This is a genomic window from Pseudidiomarina sp. PP-1MA, from assembly GCF_041200125.1.
Classification (GTDB): domain Bacteria; phylum Pseudomonadota; class Gammaproteobacteria; order Enterobacterales; family Alteromonadaceae; genus Pseudidiomarina; species Pseudidiomarina fusca.
On record NZ_CP165718.1, the window covers coordinates 1424311 to 1442848 of the forward strand.

Below are 18538 nucleotides of genomic sequence, written 5' to 3' on the forward strand. Positions count from 1 at the left end.
CGTCTAAGTTGCCTTTTGCTCGTCTTTAGCTTTCCAGCTATATACGTAATCTGGGTTTTCCACACTTGCGCACACGTCGCCCATCTGTAATGCGTTGCGGGTATCTAGCATCACGGCTACTTCATCAGTAAATTTCTTACGATATTCTAAGCCGGCCTGAAACGCTTTTGGATGAGGACCGTGGGTAAACCCGGCGGGGTGAAAAGTCACCATGCCTTTATCAATGTTGTCGCGACTAAAGAAGTCTCCTTCATGATAAAAGAGCACTTCGTCGTAATCATCATTGTTATGATAAAACGGCACTTTTAATGCGCCTGGATCGGATTCAATCGGCCGAGGCACAAAAGTACAGACCACAAAACCATCGGCGACAAAAGTGGTATGTGCTGATGGCGGTAAGTGATAGCGATGACTCATTAAAGGTCGAATATCACGCCAGTTAATTCTGACTGGAGCCAAATCACCATGCCAACCAATTGCATCTAACGGATTAAATGGATAGGTAATGACTGAGATTTGCTCGTGTCTTTTGACTTGCACTTGCCAACTATCTTCGCTGTATTGCGCTTTAAATTGCTCATCAATATCAGGCGTATCCAAGCAAGCAGGATCAAAAATAGCGTGATTACCCACCAAACCTTTCTCAGGCAATTGATAGGAACTGTTAGTCGCCTCAATCATCACTATTTGCATGGGTTCTAAGGGCTCTAACCGCCATGAGGTTGATCGTGGAATCGAGAAGTAATCACCTTTTTCTAAAGTGATATGGCCGTAATCACAAAATAATTCACCGCGCCCTTCATGGATAAACAAAAGTTCATCACCATCTGCGTTACGCACTAAAAATGACATCTTCTGCGAACAGTGCCAAATACGGAATTTGCATTGCGCATTATGTAACAATAAGGGCACCTGCCACGGCGATTCAGTGGCTACTTGGGTTAATTGATTAAAATCAAAGTTGCGTGGGCGCAGATCGCCGGTCCACTCACTCCAACCGGTTGGCGCATGGCGATGATGAAAGTGCGTAGCGGGTCCAAAGAACCCACTGCGCCCTACTTCGCGTTCATAGATCGCTTGCTCCGGAAAGTCTGCATGAGCTTGCTTAGAAGCCGTACCTACTTGTTTCGGAAAGCTGATCCATTTACGCATCGCTTAATACCCCGCGACGAATTTGATCTTCTTCGATAGATTCAAACAGAGCTTTGAAGTTACCTTCACCAAAGCCTTCGTTACCTTTACGTTGGATAATTTCAAAGAATACCGGGCCAATCACTGTTTGAGTGAAAATCTGCAGTAAGATACCGTCTTTCATTGGCGCGCCATCAATGAGGATTTGCAGCTCGTGCAACTCATCAACATTTTCTTCGTGACCTTCTACGCGCTCATCAATTTTCGCATAGTAAGTATCTGGCGTTGGCATAAAGTCCATACCAATGGCACGCAGATCACGTACTGTCTTGTAGATATTATCTGAGGTTAACGCAATATGCTGAATACCTTCGCCTTTGTACTCGCGCAAGTATTCTTCGATTTGTGATTTATCATCATGTGATTCGTTGATTGGAATCCGAATTTTACCGCACGGTGCTGTCATCGCACGGCTCAATAGACCCGTTAGCTTGCCTTCGATATCGAAATAACGGATTTCACGGAAGTTACCGATCCGCTCATAGAAACCAGCCCAAGTATCCATATTGCCGCGGAACACGTTGTGAGTTAGGTGGTCAACCTCATAAAGTCCAGCAGCGTGCTCTTGCATTTGCGCTTGCCAGTTATCATAGAAATCAAAATCTGTAGCATAGATGCTGTTTTCGCCATATTTATCAACAAAATATAAGACACTAGCACCAATGCCATAAACTGCTGGGAAGTCTTCTTCTCCGGCTGCTAGATTACGTTGGAATGGCTTCGCACCATTGGCTACCGCATGGGCAACTGCATGTTCTGCGTCTTTAACTCGCCATGCCATGCCGCACACACTCGGGCCGTGCGCTTTGGCAAACTCTTCCGCTTGACCGCCTGGCTCGGCGTTGATTAAAAAGTTGATGTCGTTTTGCTTAAACAACCATACTTGCTTGCGTTTGTGTTTAGCAACTTCAGTAAAACCCAACTTGCCAAACAGGTCTTTTAAAGCAGCAATGCCTTCAGCATCAGGGGCTGTGTACTCCACGAATTCGAAGCCGTCAGTTTGCAGTGGATTATAATGAATATCGCTCATGCTAGTTCCTTGATTGTTGTTCTAGAGTTTCGAAGATAAAGCATCACTAACTATGCCATAGCGTGCTTTTATTAGGTCTTTACTATGCGCAACAATAGCTACTTACGCTAGCAGCGAGGTGATATTAGCTGCAACGCAGCAACCCAATAGTTTTGTAAAGTTATTGATACAGATCAAAGAATAGATAGTTTTATCGGGCTTGCTGTCAGCATTCTGATACAAAACCCGATATCCCAAGTAAAGATTTGTTTACAACGGTTTCTTTTTACGGTTTTTTCCGATCCCGTATTCGCGTAATTTATTCGCTACCGCCGTATGTGAAAGACCTACTTTTTTGGCTAATTGACGAGTACTGGGATAGCTTGGATAAAGTCGGCGCAAAATCGTACTTTCAAATTTTTTCACCGCTTCATCTAAACTACCTTCTTCTAAATCTACCGTGACCGCATCAGCCAAGTTACTGGTACTCGGCAATTGCAAATCATCAGCATCAAGGCTGTCACCCTCGGCCATAGAGATCGAACGAAACAGCACATTCTCTAATTGGCGCACATTACCCGGCCATGCATAGTGTTGTAGTCGCTCCCGGGCCGCTCGGCTTACCATAATCAAACTCCGCCCCAAACGTTGACATGCTTGTACGGTAAAATGGTCAGCTAATAACGGAATATCTGTTTTACGTTCTCGTAACGGGGGCACGTGCAACGACAAAACATTAAGGCGATAAAACAAGTCTTCACGAAAACGACCGTTTTCTACTTGCTCTAGCAAGTCATCTTGGGCTGAACAAATTATCCGTACATCTACGGTCACTTCTTGTTCTTCACCAATTCGACGAAAGCGTCCATCTTGGATAAAGCGTAACAGTTTAGCCTGCAGCCCATTGGACATTTCACTTACTGCATCTAGCAGCACAGTACCGCCGTTGGCTTGCTCGAAAATACCCTTTTTAGCTTCGGTATAAGGCCCCAAGCTTCCCTTGCCGTGACCAAAGAGTTCGCTTTCAGCGACATTGTCAGGTAACGCGGCACAATTAATCGCCAAGAAGGGTTGCTCAGCACGTTTACTGGCCTGATGACAGGCACGAGCCAACAACTCTTTGCCCACTCCAGTTTCGCCTTGGATCAGCAAAGGTACATTTAATTCAGCCATCCGAGACGCTTCTTTAATCAGTCGTTTCATACTGCTGTGTTCGCCTAACAGCTGACTAAATGCGTCCGCTGATACATTACGCTGCCATTGCTCGGCAAGTGGCTGTGGTTTGCAGGTCATCACAGCGCCAGCAAAGTTTTGTTTGGCTTGCTCGTCGCTGATCCAGATAGGTAATAAATCGGCAAAATATTTTGCACCACTGACACTAATTTGCTGCACCGTGGCTTGTTGCGGTTGCTTCTCTAGCCAACGCAGCAAGTTAAAACCGCTGATCCAATGACTAATATTACTTCCTAACAGCGTCTTACCACTATCACCCAAAATACGCTGCGCGGCGTCATTCGCAATATCAATATCGCCACGACTATCGAGTGACAAAATAGGATCAGGCAGCATATTCAGTAACAGCTTGAATTCATAATGTTCGCGCTCAGAGGGCATAAAAGCGACCGTTTTAACATCTTTCACATTAGCGATGCGCCTTATTTCAGGCATCAGATGCTGAAAATCTTTAAACTCTAATTCCGGAAAGTTTAGAAAGATCTTACCTTTCGGATCTACCTCAATCCCACGCAAGTCAATCTCATAATTGCGCAGAATTTCTAACACATCTTGTGCAATACCCAGGCGATCATCACACGTAATTTCTAGCCGCATCATTTACCCGCTGTTGTAGTAATGGTTGTTGCGATAATGTCACTGCAATTGATGCATGTACTCATGCGCAGTGGATCTAGGATCAGCAACCCGATAGTGGCAAGCCGACCGTTAGAGCAAATGTAAAGCAAAGTATACACAAAAAAAGCTTGGTACCCTATAAGTACCAAGCTTTTTATCTAGCGTACTGCCGCAACAATAAGACTGCTGGGCTGGTTTACTCGGCTAAGACCGTATCGGTACGGGCAGCCATAATAAAGTCGTTTTTGTGTAAGCCTTGAATAGCATGAGTCCACCATATCACGGTTACTTTACCCCATTCGGTAATTAAGGTTGGGTGATGAAACTCTGCTTCGGCAATATCAGCAACCCGATTGGTAAAGGCTAACGCCAGTTTGAAGTTCTTAAACTTAAACTGCCGCTCTAATTGCATCACGCCATCTCGAACTACCGGTGTCCAATCAGGAATTGCACGCATTAATTCGGCTAACTCTGCATCGCTAACTTTAGGTGCATTGGCGTTACAGGCTTCACATTTTTGCTGGTGTAAATCAGACATAACTTCCTCAATTCACTGTATTAATAAAATAATTCTTAAAACAACTTAGGCCACTTCAGTTTTTGGTTTAGGCGGAAATTTAGGCTCAAACAAACCAAGCTCCATCGCTTCTTGCACCAATGCCATGATATCTAACTGCGCAATATCAAACAGCTGTTGAGTGGATTCTAAGGTGTAGTAAATAGGTTGCATGATATCAATACGATACGGTGTTCGTAACGCATCTAGCGGTGCCAAAGGCTTACGCTCTGGTTGGTCACTGTATAAGGCATATTCGGTTTCACCTGGTGACGATAAAATGCCACCGCCATAAATACGCAAGCCATCAGCGGTATTAAGCAATCCAAACTCTACCGTAAACCAATAGAGCCTTGCTAAATAAACCCGCTCTTTGGGGCTAGCATGAAGGCCAAGTTTTCCGTACTGATGGGTAAAGTGAGCAAACGCTGGATTTGTTAACAGCGGACAATGTCCAAAAATCTCGTGAAAGATATCAGGCTCTTGTAAGTAGTCGAACTCTTCGCGGGTACGAATAAAAGTGGCTACCGGAAACTGTTTATTGGCTAATAACCGAAAAAACTCATCGAAAGGAATCAATGCTGGTACTTGTGCAACCTGCCAGCCGGTTGTTGCCTCTAAAACTTGGTTTATTTCGTGCAATTGTGGGATCCGATCTTGCGGCAACTGCAATAAATCAAGACCATGCATGAATTCATCGCAAGCTTTGCCTGGAATGATCTCTAATTGGCGTTTAACCAAATCATGCCAAACCGCATTATCTTCATCGCTCCAAGCAATGATGCCGTGCTCATCAGGTTGGCGCGACACGTACTGACTGGTTTTACCCATGTTGGTGCTCCCCTGTAGTTAACTGTGTGAACGCCTGCTCTAGGTCAGACAAAATATCGCTAACAGCTTCTAATCCAACGGATATCCGCACTAAGGTATCGGTGATACCGGCGGCCGCTCTTGCCTCTGGTGTATAGGGCGAGTGGGTCATTGAGGCGGGATGCTGAATGAGGGTTTCTGCATCACCTAAACTCACCGCAATTGTAATCAGCTGTAAGCTATCTAAAAATTGTCGTGCCGTGTTGATATCACCGCATAATTCAAATGCGATCACCGCACCGGCACCATGCATTTGTGTTCCCATCAATTGCTGAGCTGGATGATCAGCAAATCCAGGGTAGTAAACCTCACGCACTTGAGCATGATCGCGCAGATACTCAGCAACCTGCTGTGCATTTTCGCAGTGACGTTGCATCCGCACATCTAAGGTTTTTAAACCACGCAAAATTAACCAAGCATCGTGCGGACTCATGGTCGCGCCCATATCTTTTAAGGTGGTTAGTTTGATTAATTCAATATCTTCAGCACTACCACAAACGATGCCCGCCACGACATCGCCATGGCCATTCAAATACTTAGTGGCGCTATGTAAGACTAAATCAGCACCTTGTCGACGTGGTTGCTGTAGTAACGGAGTCATAAAAGTATTGTCGACCACTAACTTAGCGTCACCAGCATGGGCAATCGCTGCCACCGCTGCAATATCAATCACTTTCAGATGAGGATTAACCGGCGACTCGAGAAAGACCAATTTGGTGTTCGTTTGCATGGCTGCAGCCGTCTGCGCTAAATCAGCCATGTCGACAAAGCTCACCTCGATACCGAAGCGGGTAAACAGATGCGAGAACAAGGCAAAACTGCAGCCGTAGATAGCATCTGACACCAGCACATGATCGCCCTGTTGCAAAAACGCCAGCATCGCCGCTGATACTGCCCCCATTCCCGTTGCTGTTGCCGCGGCAGCAGGATAGTCCTCTAGCGCTGCCACTCGCTGTTCTAGTTCGGTAATGGTTGGATTGCCTAACCGGCTGTAAATATAACCTGGCTCTTCACCAGCAAAGCGTGCTGACCCCTGCGCAGTATTGGCAAATGCAAAAGTCGCTGTTTGATATAAAGGGCTGACCAGCGCACCGTGTTCATCCTTGGCTTTACCACCATGGATAGTGACCGTCGCTGGCTGCCAGTGCTTGTGTTTATTATTGGTGCACATAAAGCAGAACATCCTCTTGTTGTTGCCCACAAGAGTGCATGCGAGGCTGCCTTATGGCAATCCTGAACTTTGATGTGGATCAAACTCAGGCGTAACGAAAAACTTACAGCTGCTTTAATTCGCGGTCGATTTTGTAAGCATTTGAGGTGACATAGCCTTCTAGCCGCTGCAGGCTTTGCTCAAGTTCATTAAACTCTTTCGCGATTTCATGAAAAGCTCGCTGCGGAGGTTGTCCTCCTTGCCAAACCTTAGTTTTTATTTCAACAGTATGGCCCGCTTTATCGTCCGCTTTTTTCTCGTCCATAATAAAATAGGCCACAAAATAGACGATAACCGCTAACGTACCACTGAAAATAAGGAAAGAAGCTGCAACCAATCGCACCAACCAAACTTCAATATTGAAGTACTCGGCAATACCTGCGCAAACGCCCGAGATTTTGGCGTCCTTTTTGCTGCGCGCTAAGGGTCCCCGTTTGCTTAGGTCACTCATACTCGGTTTCTCCATTGAGGTGCCTCGGCATCAAGAATAGCTTCAAGCGTTTTAATACGCTCTTGCATACGCTCGGCCTGATGGGCCAACTCTTGCAATTGCAGTAATTCCTGCTGCGATAGGCCTTCGTTCAATTTACGCTGGCTGCGATAGTGCATGATGATCCACAAAGGCGCCACTATCACCATAAAAATAATAATTGGCGCAGAAATTAAAGAAGCTAATAAATCCATTGTGTCTTATCTCGTTTTATTTGGTTAATAAGCTGAACCGTTAGATGCGTTATTGTCGCACCAGCCCGGCCCAGCTAAAGGCATCAACGGGCTCTCTTAGTCCGCTGATTTTTGTTCTTTTACTTTTGCTTTTAGGGCTTCTAGCTCATCAGTGATTTTGTCATCTGCTTCTAATTGAGCAAACTCATCACGAAGCGTTTTCTTACCTAAATCATAAGCTTCAACTTGCGATTCTAGGTCATCGATCTTACTTTCATAGCGCTCAAAGCGTAGCATTGCATCATCGATTTTACCGCTATCAATACGTTTTTTTACTTCCAAGCGACTGCTCGCCGCTCGTTGCCGCATGATAATGGTTTTCTGCCGAGCTTTGGCATCGGCTAGTTTTTCTTGCAGTTGGCCAACTTCTTCGCTCAGGCGTTGCAAGTGTTCTTCAACACGATTCACATCGCCTTGCAAATTTGCCGCCTCAGCACTGGCCTTTTGCTTCTCGGTTAGCGCTAATCGAGCCAAATCTTCACGATCTTTGCTTAACGCCAATTCAGCTTTGTTTTGCCACTCGTTGACTTCATTTTGAACACGCGCCAACTGTCGCTCGCTGTCTTTCTTTTCCGCAATTAAGCGGGCCGAAGTTGAACGCACCTCAACTAAGGTGTCTTCCATTTCTTGAATGATCAAACGCACCATTTTTTCTGGATCTTCAGCTTTATCCAATAATGCGTTTAAGTTTGAATTTACGATATCTGTAAAACGTGAAAAGATACCCATTGTTAATTCCTCATTAATTGTCGAAAATACTCATCACTAGTTAAATCAGTGTGGGATTGTCAGTTTGTCTACTCAGTAAAAAGTAATGCAGATACCGTGCCAACTTTTTAGATTTCAAGTAACATATTGAATAATTACGATAAATTATTCTGACACCAATTAAATTTGACCTGCAGCATTTATCAAATAGACTAATAATTAGTGAATTTCACCAATAACAACAATAATGAGTGGTGCCTGATATGAGCCGGTTTCGCGATGCCGATAATTTACTCGGCCAAGCCAATAGTTTTCTTGCTGTATTAGAACATGTATCGCAAGTTGCACCGTTGGATAAGCCCGTACTCATCATCGGTGAGCGCGGTACCGGTAAAGAACTAATAGCAGCGCGACTGCATTACCTCTCCAAACGCTGGCAACAAAACTACATCAAGCTTAATTGTGCCGCGCTGAGTGAAAGTCTGCTCGAAAGTGAATTATTCGGACACGAAGTAGGCGCCTTTACGGGTGCACAAAAGCGCCACGAAGGCCGCTTTGAACGCGCCGATGGGGGTAGCCTATTCCTTGATGAGTTGGCCAACACCTCCACGTTAGTGCAAGAAAAGTTACTTCGGGTGATTGAATATGGAGAATTTGAACGGGTTGGCGGCAGTAAAACAGTGCGCGTTGATGTTCGGCTCATCGCTGCCACTAATGAAGATTTGCCAATATTGGCTGCACAAGGTAAGTTTCGCGCCGACCTACTCGACCGCTTAGCTTTTGACGTGATTACCCTGCCACCGCTGCGTGAGCGACGTGAAGATATTTTGCAGCTAGCTGAACATTTTGCCATTCAAATGGCGCGCGAGTTGGGTTATGAGTTGTTCAGTGGGTTTACTGAACAAGCTCGCAGAACGCTACTCGATTACCATTGGCCTGGTAATGTGCGTGAACTTAAGAATGTGGTGGAGCGCTCGGTATATCGGCTCGGCAGCGGCCAAGTTCCGGTGCAGCAGATCATTATTGATCCCTTTGCCAGCCCTTATCGACCGCAAGCTGCCGCCCATCGAATGGGTCACGGTGCGACGCCATCAGCAACGGATCAGCAACCACCAGCAAGCGCTGATCATGTTGCAGACACTACCGCCGAGCCGCCTAGCAGTAAAGACATGTCCGGCTCTAACCTGCCCGACTTTAACTGCGGCAACATCGATTTTAAACAAGTTAGTGCTGACTTTGAGGTCAGTCTATTGCAGCATGCGCTACAGCAATCGCAATTTAATCAAAAGAAAACCGCAGAATTACTCGGTTTAACCTATCATCAATTACGTGGCTACTTAAAAAAGTACCAACTACTAGAAAGTTGAGGTTAGCGTGTTTCTTAAACCGGTATGTTTGCTTACCGCAGTTACTAGCGTTTTTATCTTAAGCGCATGTAGTGACAATAACCAACTACCGGCCCCGTTAAGTGAGGGCTTGGTGTATTGTTCTGAGGGTAATCCAGAGAGCTTTAATCCACAGTTAGGTACTTCCGGCACCACCGTTGATGCAACCTCGGCGCAACTCTACGATCGGCTGATTGATTATGACGCTGAGCAACAGCAATTTATTCCCGCGTTAGCAACCCAATGGCAAGCCTTCGACCAAGGTACCAGGTATCGTTTTAAGCTCAGACAGCAGGTAGCTTTTCATCAAACTGCATGGTTCCAGCCCAGTCGTCCGTTTAACGCTGATGATGTACTTTTTAGTTTCAACCGTTGGCTCAACGAACAACATCCTTATCATAACGTTGGCGGAGGTCGGTACCCCTTCTTTCGCTCGAGCGGTTTAATGCGCTTAATTGAACGAGTAGAACGCGTCGATGATCACACCGTTGATTTCTGGTTGAACCAAGCGGATAGTTCATTTTTAGCCAACTTAGCTACTGATTTTAACGTGATCTTAGCAGCCGAATACGGTGCTCAGCTGCTCGCTCAAGGAACACCAAGCGATATCGATAGGCTTCCTATCGGCACCGGTCCCTTTGTGTTTGATGAATTTCGTAAAGATTTTGTGATTCGCTATCGTAACCATCCCGACTATTGGCGCTCGCAGCCGCATATCACTCAGTTAGTGTATGTGATTACTCCCAACGCCAATAAGCGGATGTTGAAACTCCTTACCGGCGAATGCGACGTCATTCCTTATCCACTGATTGACGAATTAGCTCAGCTTGATACGCAAGCTGAAATTGAAGTAGCTAGCGCAGTGAACCCAAGTTTGTCGTTTTGGGCCTTTAATACCAAACGCCCCCCCTTTGATAATCCTTTGGTGCGTCAAGCCTTAGCTCATGCGATTAATCGTCCTGCCATTATCCAGAACATATACGGCGGTAAAGCCCGGCTTGCCAGTGGCATGCTACCAGAGACTTCTTGGGCTTATAGCGCTGAACCTCAAGCCTATCCTTACGATCCAGCTAAAGCCATTGAACTACTACAACAAGCGGGCTACCCCAACGGATTTAGCATGAATATTTGGGCGATGCCGGTACAACGTGCTTACAACCCTAATGCACAGCGTATGAGCGAACTTATGCAAGCAGATTTAGCTCGTATTGGTGTACGGGCAGATATTGTAAGTTACGAATGGAATACCTTTCGGCAACGGCTGGCTCGCGGAGAGCATGATAGCGTTTTGATTGGCTGGGTGGCTGACAATGCCGACCCGGATAACTTTTTCCGCCCCATCTTGAGTTGTGCGGCAACCCGCAGTGGTAACAATCGGACCCAGTGGTGCGATCCAGAATTTGATCAACTCTTGGTCGAGGCCATCACTGAGACGGAACCGCAGCAACGTAAACAACTCTACCAACAAATCGAAAATTACGTCATGCAACAAGCCCCGCTGGTGCCCATTGCCAATTCATTACGGTTTCAGGCTCATCGCGCTGATATTCAAGGAGTTGAGTTACCCCCGTATGGCGGCCTAAGTTTTCGCAAGGCACGGAGGCTAACCGATGCTCCGTTATAGTTTACGCCGACTCATTCTTTTTATCATTACGCTGTGGCTGTTAAGCCTATTTGTGTTTGCACTGAATTATTGGTTTCCTGGTGATCCCCTTACCAACATGACCGGAATCCGTGATCAGAACAGCTATGCCTACCAGCAAGCGGTTGACGCACGTGGTTTTGATGGCGGTATTTTGCAGCAATATATGGGGTTTATTGACCATCTTTTGGCCGGGCAATGGGGCAACTCCCTAGCCAGTCAAACAGACGTTTTTGCTCAGTTACAACCGCTGTTTGGCGCAACCCTTGAGCTTGGTTTATTAGCCATGGCGCTGGCATTATTACTAGGCTTGCCACTCGGCATATATGCAGCATTACAGCAACGAGGACCTCTAGATCGCGTGATTATGGGATTGAGTTTGAGTACTTATTCCATTCCGGTCTTTTGGTTAGCGCAACTCTTTATTCTATTGTTTGCTGTTAAGCTGGGCTGGAGTCCCATCTCAGGACAAATTAATCCACTTTTTAATATTGAATTACAGAGCGGCTCGATTCTTTGGGATATTTGGCGCAGTGATATGTCATACCGCCAAGCAGCATTTATTGATGCCCTAGCCCACTTATGGTTGCCGGTTCTAGTGTTGTCGTTAATGCCGATGACTATGCTCATTCGCATTATGCGCAATGCTATGCTCGACGTGTTACAACAAAATTATATTAAAGCAGCACGAGCTCGTGGTTTAGCTGATAGCCGTATTTTATTCCGACACATTATTCCTAATGCCTTGCAACCGGTAGTACGCCAATTGGGCCTGCAATTTAGTGTGTTAATGACAAACATCATCATTACTGAAGTTATTTTTAATTGGCCGGGCCTCGGCAGCTGGTTAGTCAAAAGCATTTATGAGCGCGATTACCCGGTTATGCAGGCTGGTATTTTAGTGTTAGCAAGCTTAATTCTGCTAGTTAATGTGCTGGTTGAGCTATTGCATGCATGGCGGTATCCGCAGGTAAGGAAAGAACAACATGCCGAACACTAGTATTTACTATCAACACCGTGAGCCCAGCCCTCTGCGGCAATTATGGCTCCACATCACCGCTAATCCTTTTGCGATGGTAGCTTTTTATATTATTGCCGGCATTATGGTGCTGATGGTGCTGTCGCCGCTAATCAGTCCATTCAGTTCTGAAACTCAATTTTCAGATCATGTGCTGCAACCTCCTGCTTGGCACGTCGAGGGACAGATTAGATTTCTGTTTGGCACCGACGACTTAGGTCGAGATTTACTTTCCCGAGTGCTGCATGGTTCTGTTTACAGCCTTGGTTATCCCATGTTAGCTACCTTGTTGGCAGCAGTGATTGGCATCAGTATCGGTGCTTGGGCAGGCATGAGCCAAGGTGTACAATCTTCTACCCTCAATCATTTATTAGATGTCTTGCTATCCATTCCATCATTACTGTTAGCGCTAGTGATTATTGCCATTCTAGGCCCTGCTCTACATAACGTTATGATAGCTATCACCTTAGTGTTGATTCCGCAATTTATTCATAGCGTGCACAATGCCTTTTATGAAGAGCGCAATAAAGAGTACGTGGTTGCGTCAAAACTCAATGGCTGCACACGCTGGTACCTGCTTACTCGAGTGATTTTTCCGAATATTACCTCGGTGGTGGTGATGCAAATCACCTTTGCACTCTCTACCGCTATACTAGATATTGCGGCCTTAGGCTTTTTGGGACTTGGCGTGCAGGCACCGGCGCCAGAATGGGGTACCATGCTGGCACGTAGCTTAGATCAAGTTTATTTATCGCCTTGGACCATGGTATTGCCCGGCTTGGCCTTGTTTTTAACCGTGCTCTCTATCAATGTGCTAGGAGATAGTGTGCGAGCCGCCATTCAAGAACGGATACGTAATTCATGAGCCAAACGTTACTTGATATTCGCAACTTAACCATTGAGTTACAGACCAGCTCCGGCTTGGTTAAAGTGCTGGATAAATTTAGCCTGCAAGTTGCTGAAGGCGAAATTCATACCCTTGTAGGCGAATCTGGTTCTGGTAAAAGTCTCTTGGCTAAAGCCGTTATGGGGTTTATTAATCCGCGCTGGAAAATTACCGCTGACCGTCTTTGGTGGCGTCATTACGATCTGCTGGCGTTAAGTCCTAGCCTGCGCCGGCTAGTAACTGGGCGAGACATGGCGATGATTTTCCAAAATCCCAGCAGTTATTTAGATCCCAACAGTAAGGTGGGTGACCAACTGCGTGAAACCATCCCCGCCAGCGAGCTAAAAGGTATCTATTTGCGCCGCAAAGCTTCCCGCACCGTACGCGCAGAACGCTTACTGCATCGCGTTGGTATCAAGGATCACGCCGCGGTGATGAACAGCTATCCCTTTGAATTATCCGACGGCATCGCTCAAAAAGTGAGTATTGCCATGGCTATCGCCTACAATCCTAAATTACTTATTGCGGACGAGCCCACAACCGCAATGGAGCCAGGTACTCGCAATCAAATTTATCGCTTGCTAGCCAAATTGAGTTCACAAGGCATGTCGATTCTTATGATAACTCAAGATTTAACCTCGATTATTCCAGAAAGTAAGCGTATGAGTTTAGTCTACTGCGGGCAGTTGATGGAGACAGGACCAACAGAAAAATTGATGACTGAACCCTATCATCCTTATACTCGAGCTATGCTTGAGATGAGTCTTTACAACCAAACCTCCGCAGCAAAGACACGGTTACCAACGCTTTCGGGCGCCATCCCAACCTTACAACACATGCCGATCGGTTGTCGCCTAGGCCCGCGTTGTCCGTATGCTCGTAAAGCTTGTATTCATCAGCCACGCTTAGAAAAAAGTAGACAACATCAATACGCCTGCCACTTTCCGTTAATTGAGGGCAATCGCGATGACTAAATTGCTTGAGGTACATGCTATTTGTAAGTATTACCAGCAAAAGCAAGGGTGGCTACCAGGTCGCAGGATTTGTGCTCTTGAGCCTATTAGTTTTAGCCTCAACAAAGGCGAAACGCTTGCTATTATGGGAGAAACAGGCTCTGGCAAATCGACGATCGCAAAACTGATTGCTGGTGCGGACGTGCCCTCTAATGGCGAAATTTGGCTGCACGGCAAACGTCTTGATCCCCATAACTACCGCCAGCGCTGCCGCGATATTCGAATGATTTTTCAAGATTCGATGCGCTCGTTAAATCCGCAGTTAACCATAGGTAAGCAGCTTTCAGAAGCACTTAAATTCAACACCAATTGGAACCTCGCACAACAAACCGAACACGTGCTACAAACCTTAAGCAAAGTCGGCTTATTGCCCGATCATTATCATTTTTATCCGCACATGCTATCCACGGGGCAGCAACAGCGGGTGTGCATTGCCCGAGCAATAATTCTCGAACCACAGATCATTGTGGCTGATGAAGCCTTCGTAGCACTGGACCCATCGATTAGAGCTCAAATCATTAACCTTATCCTAGATCTTCAAGAAGACATGGGTATTTCATTCATTTTCGTCTCTCATTCGCCGGAGATCGTGAAACATGTTGCAGACAAGATCTTAATAATGCATCGTGGTAAAATGATTGAGTTTGGAACGACAGAAGCGCTTATCCATAATCCGCAACATCAGCTAACGCGTATGCTGTTGCAGTCAGAACTATTAAACAAAGCGCTTAAACACACAACAACACAGGAGTAAGACTTTGGAAACAGGTACGCTAATATCTCTAGCGCTCTACTTCATCGTTATGTTGGGCATAGGTGTTTATGCCTATAAAAAGTCGACGGCCGATGTTTCCGGCTACATGTTGGGGGGGCGCAGTTTAGGCCCAGGAGTAACAGCTTTATCTGCTGGTGCTTCAGACATGAGTGGCTGGATGCTGATGGGTTTGCCAGGCGCTATCTATGTGTCTGGGGTATCGCAACTATGGATTGCCGTAGGCTTACTTATTGGTGCCTACTTAAACTACATCGTCGTGGCACCGCGATTGCGCACTTACACTGAAGTTGCTAACGACTCCATCACTATTCCGGACTACTTTGCCAATCGCTTTGACGACCGTAAGCGCTTTTTACGGGTGTTTTCTTCGATTGTCATCATTGTTTTCTTTACCTTATATACCTCGGCTAGCTTAGTTGCCGGCGGTAAACTTTTTGCCAGTGCCGCATTTGGCTTGGACTACAGTTTAGGCTTATGGGTAACAGCCGGCGTGGTTTGTGCCTACACCCTGTTCGGTGGGTTTTTAGCGGTTTCCATGACTGACTTTGTGCAAGGGTGCATCATGTTTGTCGCCTTGGTACTGGTGCCAATCGTGGCAATCTTCGATTTAGGTGGTATGACCGCTGTAACTCACACCGTCGAATCGATGAATCCTGACTACCTTGAACTATTTAAAGATGCCGCAAAAGACCCGTTGGTGAATCAGCTCAGCTGGCTGGGTATCATCTCATTGCTAGCATGGGGCTTGGGCTATTTTGGTCAACCCCACATCATCGTCCGTTTTATGGCGATCCGCTCAGTGAAGGATATTCCTACCGCACGCCGAATTGGTATCAGCTGGATGTTTGTTTCCATCGTTGGTGCTATGGTTACCGGCTTTGTAGGTATTGCCTATGTTACTGAAACTAAAATGGTACTTAATGACGCTGAGACTATATTTATTATCTTCTCGCAATTCTTGTTCCATCCATTAATTTCGGGTTTCTTATTGGCTGCAATTCTTGCAGCTATTATGAGTACCATTTCATCGCAACTGCTGGTTACCTCAAGCTCGCTTACAGAAGACTTTTACAAAGCTTTCTTACGCCGCGATGCCAGTGACAAAGAACTAGTAACCGTAGGCCGTATTTCGGTGTTGTTAGTCTCATTGGTGGCTATTGCGCTAGCATGGGATCCTGAAAATACCATTCTAGGTCTCGTTGCTAACGCTTGGGCAGGATTTGGCGCGGCCTTTGGTCCAGTCATTATTATGAGCTTGTTCTGGCGCAGAATGAATCGTCATGGTGCCCTAGCCGGCATGCTGGTGGGTGCTGGTACTGTCTTATTCTGGATTTACGCACCGGTATTAGCTGACGGAGCAACGCTTAGTAGCCTTGTTTACGAAATTATCCCTGGCTTTATCCTAAGCTCGTTAGCGGTATGGATTGTTAGCTCAATGACAGCTGAGCCAAGTGCTGATTTACAGCAAACCTTCGCTAAAATGGAAGCCGTCATTACTGAACACAAATAATAGAACCTAAGGTTCCAAATCTAAAAAGCCAGCGTTAAAACGCTGGCTTTTTCATATCTGCTCAAAAACTTGAACCGCTAACCGCGTCGCTGGGCAAAAAGCTCCAACTCAGACATGATGTAATCTTTCATTCTAATCGTGGTTTCATAGCCGATATCTATCGCATCGTTACCACTTTCAAACTGCATTAAACCAATATGGCCTAATTTGGGCTGAATCAGGATATCGGGCGGATCACCAGCCAAACGTGCTTTAGTAATTCGCTCTTGCATGATATCGATAGAGCCTGCCATCACCCCAAACATACCAGGAGCTTTGTACGAAGGGCCAGTAAACTTTTCTTTAACCGCATCCCAATAGTGCTGACTAGTGGAAAGAAAACTATTGAAAAAACCCTCACCCTCGTCTTGTTCCGATTGCGGCTTAGGATGACTTGCCTCGGTCGTAGCCGGAGTATTATGCCCATGCACATCCGCTTGGGGCTCAACACCATCTTTAGGAGGCGCTACGTACTTGGATCTTGCTTCGATGGCGCTGGTGTTCAGCTGTGAGTTTAAATTCACTGCAATGACGAAGTCAGCACCAAGCGCACGGCATAAGGACACTGGTACAGGATTCACTAACCCACCATCAACTAACCAACGTCCATTAACCGCAGAAGGGGCCAACATACCTGGCATAGCGCAAGAAGCTCGGGATGCTGCATACACGTCACCTTTGCGTAACCAAATCTCTCTTCCAGTATACAAATCGGTAGCAACTGCGCCGTAAGTAATCGGCATGTCTTCAATATCTATTGCGCCAAAGCGTTCACGGGCATGGCTGAAAACTTTTTCACCATGAATAATGCCGCCGTTACTTAGCCCATAGTCTAGGAGATTAAAAACTTGCCAACGTCCCATGCCGCGCACCCATTCTTCTAGCTCAGTTAAGCGACCAGAAGCAAAACCGGCCCCCACAAGGGAGCCGATTGAAGTGCCTGCGACCATGTTTATTTCTACTCCCATGTCCTGCAGCGCTTTAATCACACCAATGTGCGACCAACCTCGTGCAGCACCTGAGCCAAGTGCTAACGCAACTTGTGCATAACTCATGACGCTATTCCTAATTTTATTGCTAAAACCTTAAATTAAATCATCATCCAGCATAACGTCAACAGCATCATCGGCTTTTGCTGGCTTTTCACCTTTAACTGGCTTGGCTAACAATTGTTCACGAATCTGTTGTTCAATATCTTCAGCAATCGCTTTGTTTTCTACCAAGAACTTCATGGCATTAGCTTTACCCTGACCAATCTTATCGCCCTTGTAGCTGTACCAAGCTCCTGCTTTATCAACAATCTTCTGTTTCACGCCAAGATCAATCAACTCGCCTTCTTTAGAAATACCGCTGCCGTACATGATCTGGAAGTTAGCTTCTTTAAATGGCGGCGCTACTTTATTCTTTACAACCTTCACGCGCGTTTCGTTACCAACAACTTCATCGCCCTCTTTCACCGAACCCGTACGACGAATATCTAATCGAACCGATGCATAGAATTTAAGTGCGTTACCGCCCGTGGTGGTTTCTGGATTACCAAACATAACCCCAATCTTCATTCGAATCTGGTTAATGAAAATACATAAACTATTCGATTTCTTGATGTTGGCTGTGAGTTTACGTAACGCCTGCGACATCAACCGAGCTTGCAAGCCCATATGACTGTCACCCATTTCACCTTCAATCTCAGCTTTTGGTGTTAGCGCTGCTACCGAGTCTACAATAACCACATCCACGGCACCTGAACGGACTAACATGTCACAAATTTCTAGGGCTTGTTCGCCCGTATCAGGTTGCGATACGAGTAATTCATCAACCTTCACGCCCAGCTTGCCAGCGTAAACGGGGTCAAGCGCATGTTCAGCATCAACAAACGCACAGGTTTTGCCTTGCTTTTGCGCTTCCGCAATTACTTGTAGAGTTAATGTCGTTTTACCACTTGATTCTGGTCCGTAAATCTCTACGACACGACCATACGGTAAACCACCAATACCCAAGGCAATATCTAGAGTTAATGAACCCGTTGAAACCGATTCAATATCCATCGCGTGGTTATCGCCAAGGCGCATAATAGAGCCTTTACCAAACTGGCGTTCAATTTGACCAAGGGCGGCGTCGAGTGCTTTTTGTTTATCGTTGCTCATGCTAGTGT

Annotated in this window: 18 protein-coding genes; 7 read left to right on the plus strand and 11 right to left on the minus strand. The window is 46.1% G+C overall.

The window, feature by feature from the left end; translation table 11 throughout:
- Positions 1-3 precede the first annotated feature (3 nt).
- The 9 genes from AB8S08_RS06820 to pspA all read right to left on the minus strand — a co-directional run bounded on the left by AB8S08_RS06820 (position 4) and on the right by pspA (position 8139).
- Complete coding sequence (locus AB8S08_RS06820) at positions 4-1152, minus strand: homogentisate 1,2-dioxygenase (RefSeq protein ID WP_369742287.1); 1149 nt, start codon at positions 1150-1152, stop codon at positions 4-6.
- Entirely contained in the window at positions 1145-2221 is a 1077-nt protein-coding gene (gene hppD / locus AB8S08_RS06825) for a 4-hydroxyphenylpyruvate dioxygenase (RefSeq protein ID WP_110075151.1), read from the minus strand. Before hppD ends, AB8S08_RS06820 begins: the two co-directional genes overlap by 8 nt.
- 249 nt (positions 2222-2470) lie before the next feature.
- Positions 2471-4030, minus strand: coding sequence for a transcriptional regulator TyrR (tyrR, locus tag AB8S08_RS06830; protein WP_369744190.1), 1560 nt, complete (start codon positions 4028-4030; stop codon positions 2471-2473).
- 217 nt (positions 4031-4247) lie between these two features.
- Positions 4248-4589, minus strand: coding sequence for a 4a-hydroxytetrahydrobiopterin dehydratase (locus AB8S08_RS06835; protein ID WP_369742288.1), 342 nt, complete (start codon positions 4587-4589; stop codon positions 4248-4250).
- Between the two features lie 45 nt (positions 4590-4634).
- Entirely contained in the window at positions 4635-5438 is an 804-nt protein-coding gene (gene phhA, locus AB8S08_RS06840; protein ID WP_153825689.1) for a phenylalanine 4-monooxygenase, read from the minus strand.
- Complete coding sequence (gene megL / locus AB8S08_RS06845) at positions 5431-6648, minus strand: methionine gamma-lyase (protein ID WP_369742289.1); 1218 nt, start codon at positions 6646-6648, stop codon at positions 5431-5433. Before megL ends, phhA begins: the two co-directional genes overlap by 8 nt.
- Before the next feature lie 103 nt (positions 6649-6751).
- Positions 6752-7138, minus strand: coding sequence for an envelope stress response membrane protein PspC (gene pspC / locus AB8S08_RS06850; RefSeq protein WP_369742290.1), 387 nt, complete (start codon positions 7136-7138; stop codon positions 6752-6754).
- Entirely contained in the window at positions 7135-7371 is a 237-nt protein-coding gene (gene pspB / locus AB8S08_RS06855) for an envelope stress response membrane protein PspB (protein WP_110075156.1), read from the minus strand. Before pspB ends, pspC begins: the two co-directional genes overlap by 4 nt.
- 96 nt (positions 7372-7467) lie before the next feature.
- Positions 7468-8139, minus strand: coding sequence for a phage shock protein PspA (gene pspA, locus AB8S08_RS06860; RefSeq protein ID WP_110075157.1), 672 nt, complete (start codon positions 8137-8139; stop codon positions 7468-7470).
- Between the two features lie 242 nt (positions 8140-8381).
- Between pspA and pspF the strand changes: the two genes are divergently transcribed.
- From pspF to putP, 7 genes are read left to right on the plus strand one after another with little or no spacing between them, the layout of a single operon-like run.
- A complete protein-coding gene (gene pspF / locus AB8S08_RS06865) occupies positions 8382-9485 on the plus strand; it encodes a phage shock protein operon transcriptional activator (protein WP_369742291.1) in 1104 nt (367 codons plus the stop codon).
- A 7-nt stretch (positions 9486-9492) separates the two neighbouring features.
- The gene (locus AB8S08_RS06870) at positions 9493-11127 is read left to right on the plus strand and encodes an ABC transporter substrate-binding protein (RefSeq protein ID WP_369742292.1); all 1635 of its coding nucleotides are present in this window, start codon (positions 9493-9495) and stop codon (positions 11125-11127) included.
- Entirely contained in the window at positions 11114-12145 is a 1032-nt protein-coding gene (locus AB8S08_RS06875; RefSeq protein WP_369742293.1) for an ABC transporter permease subunit, read from the plus strand. The genes AB8S08_RS06870 and AB8S08_RS06875 overlap by 14 nt, the downstream gene beginning before the upstream one ends.
- Positions 12132-13028, plus strand: a complete 897-nt coding sequence (locus AB8S08_RS06880) for an ABC transporter permease subunit (protein WP_369742294.1) — start codon at positions 12132-12134, stop codon at positions 13026-13028. Before AB8S08_RS06875 ends, AB8S08_RS06880 begins: the two co-directional genes overlap by 14 nt.
- Positions 13025-14023, plus strand: coding sequence for an oligopeptide/dipeptide ABC transporter ATP-binding protein (locus tag AB8S08_RS06885; RefSeq protein WP_110075161.1), 999 nt, complete (start codon positions 13025-13027; stop codon positions 14021-14023). The genes AB8S08_RS06880 and AB8S08_RS06885 overlap by 4 nt, the downstream gene beginning before the upstream one ends.
- Positions 14016-14816 carry an ATP-binding cassette domain-containing protein gene (locus tag AB8S08_RS06890; RefSeq protein WP_110075162.1) on the plus strand — a complete coding sequence of 267 codons (801 nt, stop codon included), beginning with the start codon at positions 14016-14018 and terminating at the stop codon, positions 14814-14816. The genes AB8S08_RS06885 and AB8S08_RS06890 overlap by 8 nt, the downstream gene beginning before the upstream one ends.
- Before the next feature lie 4 nt (positions 14817-14820).
- Positions 14821-16347 carry a sodium/proline symporter PutP gene (putP, locus tag AB8S08_RS06895; protein WP_369742295.1) on the plus strand — a complete coding sequence of 509 codons (1527 nt, stop codon included), beginning with the start codon at positions 14821-14823 and terminating at the stop codon, positions 16345-16347.
- Positions 16348-16424: 77 nt separating this feature from the next.
- Here the strand turns inward: putP and AB8S08_RS06900 are convergent, their stop codons facing one another.
- On the minus strand, positions 16425-17441 hold the full coding sequence (locus AB8S08_RS06900; RefSeq protein ID WP_110075164.1) for a patatin-like phospholipase family protein: 1017 nt from the start codon (positions 17439-17441) through the stop codon (positions 16425-16427).
- Positions 17442-17471: 30 nt separating this feature from the next.
- Complete coding sequence (gene recA / locus AB8S08_RS06905; RefSeq protein WP_369742296.1) at positions 17472-18530, minus strand: recombinase RecA; 1059 nt, start codon at positions 18528-18530, stop codon at positions 17472-17474.
- Positions 18531-18538: the final 8 nt, after the last annotated feature.